This is a genomic window from Deltaproteobacteria bacterium, assembly GCA_005879535.1.
In the GTDB taxonomy this organism is placed as follows: Bacteria; Myxococcota; Myxococcia; order Myxococcales; family 40CM-4-68-19; genus 40CM-4-68-19.
Genome location: VBKI01000082.1, coordinates 35183 through 48147, shown reverse-complemented (window position 1 = coordinate 48147; position 12965 = coordinate 35183). Strand labels below are relative to the sequence as shown.

Here is a 12965-nt window from a genome sequence, read left to right as displayed (position 1 = left end):
CTATTTCGCCGGGAGCGGTCCCCAGGCGGGATCGGAGGCGCCGGTCTTCTCCGAGGTGACCTGTCGCTGGTTGGATCCGTCCGGCTGGGACATCCAGATCTGCCGCTTTCCGCTGCGCGTCGAGGAGAAGAGGAGATAGCGCCCGTTGGGCGCCCAGGCCGGCTTCTCGTTCGTACCCTGGTTCTGCGTCAGCCGCGTCACCTTCCCGCCGTCGACGGCCACCGTGTAGAGATCGAACACGCGGTGCTCGTCGCGGCCGGAGAAGGCGATCAGATCGCCCTTCGGGCTCCAGGCCGGCTCCTGGTTGTAGTTGCCCTGGAAGGTGAGCCGGCGCACGTCGGAACCTTCCACGGTCATCGAGTAGATCTGCGGCGTTCCCGCCCGCTCCGAGACGAAGGCGATGCGCTTGCCGTCCGGACTCCAGGAGGCGGAGATGTCGATGCCGCGGGCATCCGTCACGCGGCGCACCCCGCTTCCGTCGAACTGCGCGACGTACACGTCGGTGTTGTCGTTCTGGGACGAGGAGAAGAGCAGGCGCGCTCCGTCGGGCGAGTACGAGGCGCCGGTGGCGAAGTCGCCGAGCAGGATCAGCGGACGAAGCTGGCGCGAGGCGACCTCCACGGCATAGAGGTGCGCCCCATCGCCGTTGCGGAAGCTGGTGAAGGCGACGATCTTGCCGTCGGGGCTCCAGGAAGGGAGCAGGTTGATCGACGCTCCCGTCAGTGCCTGCGGTCCGAAGCCGTCCCAGTCCGAGACCATCACCTGCTTTCCCGTCTCCGACTCGCGCACCCAGGCGATGCGCGTCTGGAACACGCCGGGCTCGCGGGTGAAGAAGCGCACCACGTCGTCGCCGAATCGGTGCGCCGCGAGCCGTAGCGCCTGGCGCGGCGCCGTGTACGTGCCGTGCAGCAGCTCTTGGCCGCGCGCGACGTCGTACAGGCGCATGTCGCATTTGACCTCGGTTGCGGGCGGCTCGCAGCTCATCTTCACCAGCGCCTGCGCGCCCACCGTCTGCCACTCGCGGTAGTTGACGTTCGTCAGGCTCTCGCCGGTGTCGCCGAGGAAGGACTGCGGATCGAGGAGACGAAAGAGGCCGCTGCGCTCGAAGTCCTGCGCCAGCGCCGCCTGGACGGCGGCGCCGGCCTCGCGCGAGCCGAGCGGCGCGGGGATCGCGAGCGGAAGCGGCTGGATCCGCCCGCCCGAGAGATCGATCACCGGCCGGTCCACGGCCGCCAGCATCATTGCGAGCACCAACGGGAAGGTCAGGGGATCACCTCAAGGCCTGAAGTTCAGGACGACGCCGTTGTCACGGAGGGCGCGCGCCATCTCCGGAGGAGGCGCCGGCAGCTTCGTCTGCTGGATGGCGCGCTCCAGCGCCTGGTCGAAGAACGCGTTGCCGGACTTCTTCTGAAGCTCGTACCGCAGGATGCGGCCATCGGAGCCGATCCAGGCGACGATCGAGGCGGCGAGGTACAGCCGCTCGCGCTCCGAGATCACCGACGGCACGACGTAGTGCTCGAGGATGGCGTCATGCACCGCGGTGAAATAGGCGTCGCCTTCCTCCGGCGTGGCAGCCGTTCCAGCCGCGGAGCCGGTGGCCGACCCGGCGCGCTCCGGATCCGGCGGCTCGCGCGATTCCGCGTCCGATTTTCCCGCCGCGCGGGCCAGGGCGCGCTCCATCAGCTCCGAGCGAGTAGGTTCCGGCTTGCGCGGCGCGGCAGGAGCGGCCGTGGACGGAATGGGAACGGCGGCCTTGGAGGCCGCGGCGGGCGGAGGCGATTCCTTGCGCGGCAGGAGCCGCGGATCGCGCGGGCGCCCGAGCGCGACCAGGTGGGCGATGATGGGCTTGCGCGGCGGAGCCCGCCGATCGAACAGCCGCGGCAGCAGCGTGGCCGCCAGGAGAATCCCGAAGTGGAGGACGATGGCGAGCGCGACGGCGGGGAGGACGGGCATCTGCCCGTGCGCGGCAAGAGCGCTCCGGGGAACGTCGGTCAAGGCCGTCTCAGCTCCCGATCGGGCTCGGTGATCATCCCGAGAGACTCGACGCCGGCCCGCCGGGCCACCGCCATGATCTCGACGACCTGCCCATACGGCAGCGACCGGTCCGCGTGCAGATACAGCTCCTTCTCCTTCTGGATTCGCACGTTGGTCGAGAGCTTGCGCTCCAGATCGGCCCCGGGGATCTCCGTGTTGCCGAGGAACACGCGGCGGTCGCGGGTGATGGTGAGCACCAGCTTCTCCTCCTGGTGCTCCATCTGCTGCGCCGAAGCGCGCGGCAGGTCCACTTTCACGCCGCTCTGGATGAGGGGCGCCGTGACCATGAAGATGATCAGCAGCACCAGCATCACGTCGACGAGCGGAGTGACGTTGATGTCCGTCATCGCGCGGCGGGGGCCGCCCTCTGTGGAACCGAACGCCATCAGGCCGCCTTCTTGAAGATGTGGCGCTTGATGATGTTGAGGAAATCGGCGCTGAAGTTGCGCATCTCGTTGTCCAGCACGCGGATACGCGAGCTGAACGAGTTGTACGCGACCAGCGCGGGGATCGCGGCGAAGAGGCCCACGGCGGTGGCGATCAGGGCCTCGCTGATGGGCCGCGCCACCGTGGCGAGGTTGGCGTTGCCCGCGGCGTAGATGTCGCGGAAGGCGCCCATGATCCCCCAGACGGTCCCGAAGAGCCCGACGAAGGGGGCCGCCGCCGCCGTCGTTCCCAGGAAGGGGGTGCTCTGCTCCAACGTGGTCAGCTCGGCATTCGCGGCCCGCGCGAGCGCGCGTTCCACGTTCTCGAATCCGCCGAGCTGATCGTGCAGGGACCCTTCTTCGGTCGAAGGCTGCGACTGCGTCACCTTCGACAGCTCCACGTACCCGGCGCGAAAGACCTGGGCCACCGGGCTCACTGGCATCTGCTCGCTTGCGGTGTAGATCGAGTCGAGGCGCTTGCTGCGCCAGAACGTCTCCAGGAACTGGAGGCTCTCCGCCTGCGCCCGGCGGAGATGGAGCAGCTTGCGGAAGATGATGGTCCAGCTCACGAGCGAGGAGATCACGAGGATGATCAGCACGCCGCTGACGATGGGGCCGCCGTGCGTGACCATCTCCACGTAGTTCAGGCTGCCGTTCATGGCGGGCGCGTTTCTCCCTCGCACGGTCGGTACTGTCAACGCAGGAAGAAGCCGAACCGATCCCTTGTTGGGGTGTGACCTCGGCGCACCTCTGGAAGTCTGAATGCCGGGGCAGGGAAGACGTCTCATCGGCAAGGAGGCCTGCATGCGCCGCATCCTGTTGCTCTCGTTGATCGCAGCCGCCGCCTGCGGGTCTTCGAGCGGGGAGCTGGAGGTGGACTGGACGTTCGACGGCGTTTCCTGCGCCGACGCCCAGGTGGCGTTCATCCAGATCGACATCGCGAATGAAGTGCTGTCGCCGAATCAGTTCACCTGCCAGGAGGCCAGCCTCGGCGCGAACCTCGGCGTCTACTACGCGGGGGACTATCACCTCACCGTCACCGGATTGGACGCGAACGGGTCAGTCACCCATCAGGTCACGCAGACGTTGCGCGTCGTCGGCGGAAAGAAGAACTCGTTCGCGGTCGACGTGCCCCGGGTGGCGGAGACGACCGGGAGCGCGAGCATGACCTGGACATTCGACGGCAAGACCTGCGCGGCTGCTAACGTGAACAACGTCACGATCTTGGTCGACCCGGACGCGAACGGGAGCGGCGGGGTGAATGCAGGGACGGTACCGTGCAATGCGTTCGGCACGGACGGGGCATCCGTCGAGAACCTCACGCCGGGAAACCATACGTTCGCCATCCTTGGCCTCCGCACCCTCAGCGACGGCGATCATCTCGTCTATCGCACACACCACCCGGCAGCGCCGTCGCTGATTGTCATCGGCGCGATCACCGACGTCTTCGTGAGCGCCGAATCGCCTCCGTGATACAGAACGGGTGAGTGAACGCCGACGCGCCCATCGGGGTGTTCGACAGCGGGGTGGGCGGGCTGACGGTGCTCAGGGCGCTGACGGCGCAGCTCCCTCACGAAGACACCGTCTATCTGGGAGACACCGCTCGCCTTCCGTACGGCACGCGATCTGGCGAGGTGGTCACCCGATATGCGCTGATGTCGGCAAAGCATCTCGCGCGGCACGGGATCAAGCTGCTGGTCGTCGCCTGCAACACCGTATCCGCGCACAGCCTGCCGGCGCTGGCCTCGGCGCTGCCGATTCCGGTGCTCGGCGTGATCGAGCCGGGCGCGCAGGTGGCATCTGCTCGCACCCGCGGAGGCGCCATCGCCGTGTTGGGAACGCCCGCGACCGTCGCGTCGGGCGCGTATCAGACGACGCTCCGGCGTCTCGCGCCGCTCGCGCCGGTGATCGCGCGCGCCTGCCCGCTGTTCGTACCGTTGGCGGAAGAGGGGTGGATCGACGGTGAGGTGCCACGGCTGATCGCCGAACGGTACCTTTCCGACTTGCGTCGCGCGCGCGTGGATACCGCCGTCCTCGGCTGCACGCACTATCCGCTTCTCAAGGCGACCATCAGCGAGGTGCTGGGGCCGGAGGTCGCAATCGTGGACAGCGCAGAGGCCATAACGCAAAGCGTCACAACGCTGCTCCATGTCCGGGGCCTGCTGCGTCCGGACCGGCGCGACGCATCGCGTCATCGCACCCTCTGCACCGACCTCCCGGACCGGTTCCGGGTGGTGGCGGAGCGGTTCCTGGGGCGCCGCGTCGGAGATGTGGAACTCATTGATCTCGCGCGGTGATTCAGGGACGGGCAGCGCTCGTCCGGGGGTTCTCCAAGCTGGCGGAGCCTCGGGTGTTCTGCTAACTGAATTAGGAGCAAATGCCGACGCCGAAGGCCGGGACCCCCGTTGGGGGGTTCAACCACAGCGTGAAGTACGGGCCTCGCGTCTACCACGTGCAGACCGAGGATTCCGGCCTCCCGCACGCCCACTACATCACGCACCTGTTCGTCGGCGGAAACATCGTCGCCAGCATGAAATCGAGCTACGTGGAGAAGGCGGCGGAGCCCGATCTGCCGAAGGTGGTCCGCGGGCTGATGGAGCAGCAGCACAAGACGATGCTGAAGCGGCTGGTGACGGGAGAGTTCGACGAGCTCGCCGAGCGCCTCTCGGCGCCGCATTACGATCCCGGCGTCCTCGCCGACGGCACCAATACCGCGTCCTACGTCAACACGCAGGCTTCGACGCCTGCGCGCGCCGCGCCGGCGAGGAAACCGCCCGCCAAACCCGCTCCGGCCCGGGCCGCACCCGCTGCGAAACCCGCCGCTGCGCCGCCCAAGCCCGCCGCGCCGCCGGTCTGGCAGGCAGCGCCGCCGTCGGCGTCGCCTCCGCGCACGCCGGGCGGGCCGCTGCCGCACGTCACGCGCCAGCCCGGACAGCCGACCCGGCCGACGACGCCTCCGCGCCTTGCGCCTGTGCTGCCGGCTCCAGCGAGTCCCGCCGCTCCGGCGGCGGCGAAGGCGGCGCAGGCGCCCAGCTTCTTCAGCGACAGTCCCGTGGAGACGCCCACCGACGATCTCCCGACGCTCTTCGCGGAAGAGCTGATCAGCGAGAAGAGCCTCGACGAGGTGATCCTCGCTTTCCTCTCGGCTGACCTCGAGCCGCCCAAATAGCCACGATGAGAAACCTCGTTGCCGCCATCGCGCTTGCCACGCTCGCCGCTTGCGCCGGCGTTTATACGGACGGATCGACGCCCATCAACGGGCCGGACGGCGGCGGCACGGGGACGCCAGGCAACCCCGACGGTGGCGATGGGGGTTCGGACGCAGGAGTGGACGCGGGGCCCGATGCCGGATGCGTCGCTTTGTCCCTTGACAGCGTCGGCGTCGTCGACTCGTGCGTGAGCAGTGTGCCGCAAAATGGCACGGCAACCGGCTTCGTCGAGGACGCGGGGCATGGTTGCGCGGTCAGCATCACGCTGACGACGTCGCCCAATCCTTGCAGCGGCCTCGCCAGCGGCGGCGCCGCGAACGCGTTCAGCGGTTATTGCGGCAGCATGCCGTGCACGTCGTCCTCATTGCCAGGGACGCTGACCTGCAACAGCGGCGCACCTTGCACGATCAAGATCTGCGACGCGGGAACGTGCCCGTGATCCAGCTCTTTCACGTCAAGAAGATCTACCCCGGCGATCCGCCCGTTCTCGACGACATCACCCTGCGCGTCCACAAGGGCGAGTTCATCTGGCTGACCGGCCCCTCGGGCGCCGGGAAGAGCACCCTGCTGCGCCTGCTCTTCTGCGCGGAGCAGCCCACCAGCGGGCAGATCCTGATCGGCGGAAAGAACCTCGGCCGTCTCAGCCAGGCGGGAGTGCCCTATCTCCGGCGCAACATCGGCGTAGTCTTCCAGGACTTCAAGCTGCTCGACAACCGCACCGTGGTCGAGAACGTGGGATACGCGCTCGAGGTGCTGGGCGCTTCCGATGCGGACATCCGCGAGCGCGCCCGCAAGCGCCTCGATCAGGTCGGCCTCTCGCACAAGGCCATGAGCCTTCCCCGGCGGCTCTCCGGCGGAGAGCAGCAGCGGGTCGCCATCGCCCGCGCGCTGGTGAACGAGCCGACCATCCTGCTCGCCGACGAGCCCACCGGAAATCTCGATCCCTCGCTCACCGACAGCATTCTCCAGCTGCTCTTCGACGCGAACGCACGCGGAACGACGGTGGTGGTCGCGACGCACGACCGCGGGCTGCTCCAGCGGTGGCATCGGCGTACGGTCGGTCTCGAGCGCGGGAAGCTGGTGTTCGACGCATGATCGCGCACGTCGCCTGGCGGCTCTCCCGGCGCGCCGCCGTCAACCTCTGGCGCGCGCCCGTGCTGTCCCTGGTGTCGGTTCTCACCATCGGGCTCTCGCTCTTCATCGGTGCCGCGTTCGTGCTCGGGCTCTTCACCGCGCGCACGTTGCTGACTTCCTGGGGCGCGGAGCCGAACATGACGCTGTATCTGGACCCGGCGACGAGCGACGCCGATGCGCGTGCGCTTTCGCAGCAGATTCGCGGCAGGGGGGACCTGGAGGTCCAATACGTCGATGGAAAAGCGGCGCTGAACCGGCTTCGCTCCGATCTCGGGGAGCTGGGCGGCGCACTGGACGGGCTGACGCAGAACCCGTTGCCGCCCTCGCTGGAGATCCGGCCGCGCGCCGCGCTTCCCGGATCCTCCCTGCGGCTGCTCGCAGCCGAGCTGGGCCAGATGCGGGGCGTGCATGACGTCGAGTACGGGCGAGAGTGGCTGGACAAGCTGGAGGCCCTGGGTTCCGGCCTGCGCGCCTTCGGCGCGGGAGCGTTGCTGGCCGTGATCGGCGCGGCGTTGATGGTTGTCGCCAACACCATCCGCCTCGCGGTCTACGCGCGGCGCGACGAGATCGAGATCATGAAGCTGGTGGGCGCGACCGACGCATACGTTCGGGCGCCCTTTCTCATGGAGGGCGCGCTGCAGGGGCTGCTCGGCGCGGCTATCGCCGTCGGGGCCGTGCTCAGCGCCCAACATTGGCTGCTGCCGCACGCGTCGCAGGCATTCTCGTTCGCGGCGGGGGCCTCTGCGCCGCATCTGCTCCCCGCTTACGCCGGCGGGCTGCTGGCGGCGGGCGCGCTGGTGGGCTTCGTCGGAAGCTGGATCGCGGTTGCGCGGTTCCTGAAGACATGACCCCGCTGCTGCTCGCCGTCGCGCTCGCGACCTCGCTGCCGGAGCTGCGCGAGCGCCTGGCGGACGAGCGCGCGGCGGCGCAGAAGCTGGCCGGACGGGAAGCGACGGTGCTGGGCCGCCTCGCGGAGCTGGAGCGGCAGATCGAGGTGGAGTCGCGCGCGCTGCGGGCCGCGCAGGCGCGGCTGCGCGCCGCGGCGCAGCGGCTCTCGATCGCAGAGGATCGCTCGCAGAAGACCCAGGCGACGCTTGCGACCGCGAGCGACGCCGTCGCACCGCGGGTTGTGGCGCGCTATCGGCTCGGGCGCGAGGGATACGTGCGGTTCCTGCTGGGGTCGACGGGAATCGCGGATCTGTTCCGCCGGCGCCGGCTGTTCAACCTCTTGCTCGAGTCCGACCTGCAGGCGATCACGCTCCTGCGGACGCAGGCTGACGCCAGCAAGGCGGCGCGCGACGAGCTCCTCGCCGCGCACACGGAACAGGATCAGAGCGTGAACCAGGAGGCGGAGCGCCGCGCCTCGCTGCAGGAAAAGCTCGATCAGCAGCGGACGCTGCTTACTTCCGTCCAGCGGGAGCGGGCCGTGCACGAGGAGACGGTGCGAGAGCTCGAGGAGGCGGAAAAGCAGCTCTCGCGCAAGCTGGCGGAGATCCGCAGATCGCATCCCGCGCTGAGCTCGCCCGAGATCCTGCTCAAGGCATCCATCCGCAGGGCCCGCGGCAAGCTGCCGTTTCCGGTGGACGGCGGCGGGCGGATCGAGGCGCACTTCGGACGCGCCGTCGACCCCCGCTTCGGCACCGTGACGCTGCAGACCGGCATCGACGTGCGCGCCCCCACCGGCACACCCGTTCGCGCCGTCTGGGACGGCAAGATCGCGCACGCCGGCTGGTTCAGGGGATTCGGCAATCTGCTGATCGTCGATCACGGCGGAGGCGTGTTCTCGCTGATGGCGCACCTCGACCAGCTGCAGAAGGCGTTGGGAGACGCCGTCCGGGCGGGAGAACAGGTCGGTACCGTGGGCGAGACGGGGTCGCTGAAGGGTCCTTATCTGTATTTCGAGCTCCGCGACGGACAGAAGCCGCTCGACCCGGAGCTCTGGCTTTCCCGCAAGCGCAGACCGGCTGCCTTGCTTGCGGGAACCAGAGGAGGCGCCGCCAAATGAAGAAGCTTCTCGTGCTCTGCGCCTGCGCCACGCTCGGTGGCTTTCTCGCGGTGCGGGTTGCCCAGGCGGCGCGGGATCCCGCTGGCCCGTACCGCAAGCTCGACGTCTTCAGCCACGTGCTCTCGCTGATCGAGAACAACTACGTGGAACCGGTGGACGAAGCCAAGCTCGTCTACGGCGCCATCGACGGCATGATCCACACGCTCGACCCGCATTCGAGCTTCATGGACCCTCGTTCCTACGCCGCGCTCAAGGAGGAGACGGAGGGCGAATACGGCGGCGTCGGGCTCGAGCTCGCCACGCGCGGTGAAGACGTGGTGGTGGTCGCGCCCATCGACGACACGCCGGCGTCGCGCGCAGGGTTCCAGCCCGGGGACAGGCTGATCGAGATCGACGGCCGCGCCATGCATGGCTGGCGGGAGACGGAGGCGGTGCGGGCGCTGATGGGTCCTCCGGGCACCGAGGTGACCGTGAAAGCCCAGCGGACCGGGTGGGCCGAGCCGCGGAGCTTCACGCTCGTGCGCGATGTCGTCCGGCTCGTCTCCGTGGAAGGCAAGCTGTTCGATCGCAAGCTTGCGTACGTAAAGATCAAGACGTTCCAGGACCGGACCGACGCGTACCTGCGCAAGACGATCGAGTCGCTGCGCGCGGAGGCGGGCGGCCACCTCGGAGGGGTGATCCTCGATTTGCGGCACAACCCTGGCGGCCTTCTCGACCAGGCGGTGAAGGTCGCCGACCGCTTCATGGACGGAGGCGTGATCGTCACCACCAAAGGGCGCGGCGGGAAGCACGTCGAGGTGGAAAAGGCCCGGCCAAAGAACAACGAACCCCGGTTTCCCATGACGGTGCTGGTGGACGGCGGCACCGCCAGCGCCAGCGAGATCGTCGCCGGCGCGCTCCAGGATTCGGGACGCGCAGTGGTCATTGGGACGCGTACGTTCGGGAAGGGATCCGTGCAGACGGTGATCGAGCTCGAAGACGGCTCGGGCCTCAAGCTCACCATCGCGCGGTACTACACGCCGTCCGGGCGCAGCATCCAGGAACGCGGCATCACGCCCGACCTGTGGGTGAAGGCCAGCGCGGCCGACGACGACGCGCCGCGCGAACAGAACCTCCCCGGACATTTCAAGGGCGAAGACGGCGGGCTCGTTGCGGCGGCATCGCTGCAGCCCCCCGCGCCGCAGCCGCTCGTGCCCGACGACCCGCAGGACGATCCCCAGCTCAAGGTGGCGCTCGATGCGCTCCGCACCTGGACGGTCTTCAAGCGGACGTTGCCGCAGGCGCCCGTGCGCACGGCACAGCCCTGAGCGCTGTTCACCGGGGCAGTTGAGTTGAATCGCTGGAGTTTGCGGCGACGTGAGATTCCAACGGACCGATCCAGTGCACACATCGTGCGCAGCGGTAGGAGCGCGCGCTGCGGCGGCCGGCGCGTTTCTCCGGGTGGCCGCGGTGCATCGCAGTCTGGTCGGCCGTTTGACAAGCGAGCGGGCGTCACGTACAGTCCGCGCCACTCCGGGCCAGACCCCGGAAATTGTTGGAGTTTTTGCGGTGGAGAGTCGATGACCCGGGTGGAGTTGCTGTTCCTCGCGACCTATTTCCTGGTCCTGATCATCCTCTCGGTCTACGGCTCGCACCGCTACGTGATGGCGTACCTGTACTACAAGTACAAGGGCAACCTTCCGGCGCCGAAGAGGAAATTCGAGATCCTGCCGCGGGTGACCATCCAGCTGCCCGTCTACAACGAGATGTACGTCGTCGAACGCCTGATCGACGCGGTGGCGAGCATCCGGTACCCGCGCGAGCGGCTCGAAATCCAGGTCCTCGATGATTCGACTGACGAAACGCAGGGCATCGCCCGGGCAAGGGTCGAGCGGCTGCGCCATGCCGGCGTCGACATCCAGTACATCCACCGGGACAACCGAAGCGGGTACAAGGCCGGTGCTCTTCAGGAGGGGCTGAGGGTCGCGAGCGGCGAGCTGATCGCCGTCTTCGACGCGGACTTCGTCCCTTCGCAAGATTTTCTGCTCCGCTCGGTCCACTTCTTCAGCGACGACCGGGTCGGAATGGTCCAGGTGCGCTGGGAGCACCTGAACCGCGACTACTCGCACCTCACCCAGGCGCAGGCCATCTTCCTCGACGGCCACTTCGTCATCGAGCACACCGCGCGCAACCGCAGCGGCCGGTTCTTCAATTTCAACGGCACCGCCGGCGTCTGGCGGCGTGCCACCATCGAGGACGCCGGCGGGTGGCAGCACGACACGCTGACCGAGGACCTGGATCTGAGCTACCGGGCCCAGCTCGCCGGCTGGCGGTTCGTCTACCTGCCCGAGGTGGTCTCACCCGCCGAGGTGCCGGTGGAGATGAACGCCTTCAAGTCGCAGCAGCACCGCTGGGCGAAAGGCAGCATCCAGACCGCGCGCAAGCTTTTGCCGCGCATCCTCCGCAGCGACCTCTCGCGGGAGGTGAAGGTGGAGGCGTTCTTCCATCTCACCGCCAACTTCACCTATCCGCTGATGATCCTGCTCACCGTGCTGATGCCGGTCAGCATGGTGATCCGCTTCAAGCACGGCTGGTACGAGGTGCTCATGCTCGACCTGCCGTTCTTCTGGACGGCGACCATGAGCGTGGTGATGTTCTACATCGCGAGCCAGCGCGAGATCGGCATGCAGTGGTGGAAGCGGATCAAGTATCTGCCGTTCATCATGGCGCTCGGCATCGGCATGTGCGTCAACCAGAGCAAGGCCGTGATCGAGGCGATGGTGGGCTACGAGACGGGCTTCACGCGCACGCCGAAGACCGGAATGCAGGGAAGGGACCGCAGCTGGCTGAAGAACAAGTATCGGACGCTCCTCACCGCCCAGCCGCTGCTCGAGCTCGCCCTCGGCGCATATCTCACGAGCGCCATCTGGTTCGCGCTGGACAAGGGGGTCTATTTCTCCCTCCCATTCCTGCTCCTGTTCCAGTGGGGGTTCTTCTACGTGGGTCTCGTCTCGCTCCTGCAGGGACGCATCGGCCAACTGCTGCGCTGGGTGCGCCGTCCCGCCGACGACGTCGCTGCGGCGCTGGAGTAACCCACCCGCTGCCGCACGAAGGTGCGGCTTTGCGGCTGTGGCTCGACGCTGTACAGGTTAGAGAATGAACGCGATGGTGCTCTGCGCCGGGTTCGGCACGCGCCTGCGCCCGCTCACCGACAAGGTCCCGAAGCCACTGGTGCCGCTGTGCGGGCTGCCGCTGCTCCGATACAACTTCGCGCTCCTCAAGAACGCCGGTGTGACGACGATCGTGATCAACACGCATCATCTCGCCCCGGCGATGGAGAAGGGCGCGGTCGAGCTCGCGCGGGAGCTCAGCATCGATCTCTCCGTCTCGCGGGAGCTCAAGCACATCCTCGGCACCGGAGGCGGCGTCCGGCGCGCGCAGGCGATGCTGGGCAGCGGAACGTTCTTCCTCCTCAACGGCGACATGATGTTCGACGTCGATCTCCCGGCCGCCCTCGCGGCTCACCGCAAGGCGGGCGCCGTCGCCACCATGGTGCTCGCTCCTTATCCTCCCGGAGCGACTTATGGCGCCGTCGAGGTGGACGGCGACATGAACGTCCGCCGCATCGCGGGGCGCGGTGCCTCCGCCGACCCCGCTCTCATCCGCATGCATTTCACCGGCGTGCACGTGCTCGAGCCGGCGCTGATCGCCCGTCTGCCTCCCGAGGGCGAGAGCGACATCAACCGGATGGCCTACGTGCGGGCCATCCACGACGGCGCCCGTGTCAGCGGCTTCCTCCAGAACGGCTACTGGGGCGATCTCGGGGCGCCGCGCTCGCTGCTGCGCGCGCATCTCGACGTTCTCGAGGGTCGCGTGCCGCTCGCGCGGTTCAGGCCCGGCGCGGATCCCTTCGCTCATTGCGAGGAGCGGGTGCCCGGCGCGTACGTGCATCCGACGGCGCACGTCGACGCGCCGCTCCGCGCGCCAGCGCTGATCCACGCCGGTGCGAAGATCGAAGCCGGAGCGACGCTCGGAGCCGGCGTGGTGATTGGCGCCGGATCGCGGGTGGACGCAGGCGCATACGTGGAGCGCGCCGTGCTCTGGCCGAGCACGCACGTGGCCGCCGGGGAGCGCGTCGTCGATCAGATCGCCGCGCCGGGCGTGCGGCTCGATTGTTGA

General features: G+C 68.3%; 14 protein-coding genes. 10 read left to right on the top strand and 4 right to left on the bottom strand.

Features of this window, described 5'->3' with window-relative positions; translation table 11 throughout:
* Genes tolB through tolQ form a run of 4 tightly spaced genes read right to left on the bottom strand, consistent with a single transcriptional unit; the run spans position 1 to position 3247 of the window.
* Positions 1 to 1242, bottom strand: a complete 1242-nt coding sequence (gene tolB / locus E6J58_19245) for a Tol-Pal system beta propeller repeat protein TolB (GenBank protein ID TMB33991.1) — start codon at positions 1240 to 1242, stop codon at positions 1 to 3.
* Positions 1243 to 1275: 33 nt separating this feature from the next.
* The gene (locus E6J58_19240) at positions 1276 to 1995 is read right to left on the bottom strand and encodes a TonB C-terminal domain-containing protein (GenBank protein TMB33990.1); all 720 of its coding nucleotides are present in this window, start codon (positions 1993 to 1995) and stop codon (positions 1276 to 1278) included.
* Positions 1992 to 2420, bottom strand: coding sequence for a protein TolR (tolR, locus tag E6J58_19235; GenBank protein TMB33989.1), 429 nt, complete (start codon positions 2418 to 2420; stop codon positions 1992 to 1994). The genes E6J58_19240 and tolR overlap by 4 nt, the downstream gene beginning before the upstream one ends.
* A complete protein-coding gene (gene tolQ / locus E6J58_19230) occupies positions 2420 to 3247 on the bottom strand; it encodes a protein TolQ (protein ID TMB33988.1) in 828 nt (275 codons plus the stop codon). The genes tolR and tolQ overlap by 1 nt, the downstream gene beginning before the upstream one ends.
* A 16-nt stretch (positions 3248 to 3263) precedes the next feature.
* Here tolQ and E6J58_19225 point away from each other — a divergent pair, with 16 nt between their 5' ends.
* From E6J58_19225 to E6J58_19180, 10 genes are all read left to right on the top strand, one after another.
* On the top strand, positions 3264 to 3932 hold the full coding sequence (locus E6J58_19225; protein TMB33987.1) for a hypothetical protein: 669 nt from the start codon (positions 3264 to 3266) through the stop codon (positions 3930 to 3932).
* 14 nt (positions 3933 to 3946) lie between these two features.
* A complete protein-coding gene (locus E6J58_19220; protein TMB33986.1) occupies positions 3947 to 4756 on the top strand; it encodes a glutamate racemase in 810 nt (269 codons plus the stop codon).
* An 80-nt stretch (positions 4757 to 4836) separates the two neighbouring features.
* Positions 4837 to 5628 carry a hypothetical protein gene (locus tag E6J58_19215; GenBank protein TMB33985.1) on the top strand — a complete coding sequence of 264 codons (792 nt, stop codon included), beginning with the start codon at positions 4837 to 4839 and terminating at the stop codon, positions 5626 to 5628.
* Between the two features lie 5 nt (positions 5629 to 5633).
* The gene (locus E6J58_19210; protein ID TMB33984.1) at positions 5634 to 6107 is read left to right on the top strand and encodes a hypothetical protein; all 474 of its coding nucleotides are present in this window, start codon (positions 5634 to 5636) and stop codon (positions 6105 to 6107) included.
* Positions 6104 to 6763: a cell division ATP-binding protein FtsE gene (gene ftsE / locus E6J58_19205; protein TMB33983.1), complete on the top strand. Its 660-nt coding sequence runs from the start codon at positions 6104 to 6106 to the stop codon at positions 6761 to 6763. Before E6J58_19210 ends, ftsE begins: the two co-directional genes overlap by 4 nt.
* Positions 6760 to 7650, top strand: a complete 891-nt coding sequence (locus tag E6J58_19200; GenBank protein ID TMB33982.1) for an FtsX-like permease family protein — start codon at positions 6760 to 6762, stop codon at positions 7648 to 7650. The genes ftsE and E6J58_19200 overlap by 4 nt, the downstream gene beginning before the upstream one ends.
* Complete coding sequence (locus E6J58_19195) at positions 7647 to 8807, top strand: hypothetical protein (protein TMB33981.1); 1161 nt, start codon at positions 7647 to 7649, stop codon at positions 8805 to 8807. Before E6J58_19200 ends, E6J58_19195 begins: the two co-directional genes overlap by 4 nt.
* Positions 8804 to 10114, top strand: coding sequence for a S41 family peptidase (locus E6J58_19190; protein TMB33980.1), 1311 nt, complete (start codon positions 8804 to 8806; stop codon positions 10112 to 10114). The genes E6J58_19195 and E6J58_19190 overlap by 4 nt, the downstream gene beginning before the upstream one ends.
* A gap of 252 nt (positions 10115 to 10366) precedes the next feature.
* The gene (locus E6J58_19185) at positions 10367 to 11878 is read left to right on the top strand and encodes a glycosyltransferase (GenBank protein ID TMB33979.1); all 1512 of its coding nucleotides are present in this window, start codon (positions 10367 to 10369) and stop codon (positions 11876 to 11878) included.
* Positions 11879 to 11942: 64 nt separating this feature from the next.
* Entirely contained in the window at positions 11943 to 12965 is a 1023-nt protein-coding gene (locus tag E6J58_19180; protein ID TMB33978.1) for an NDP-sugar synthase, read from the top strand.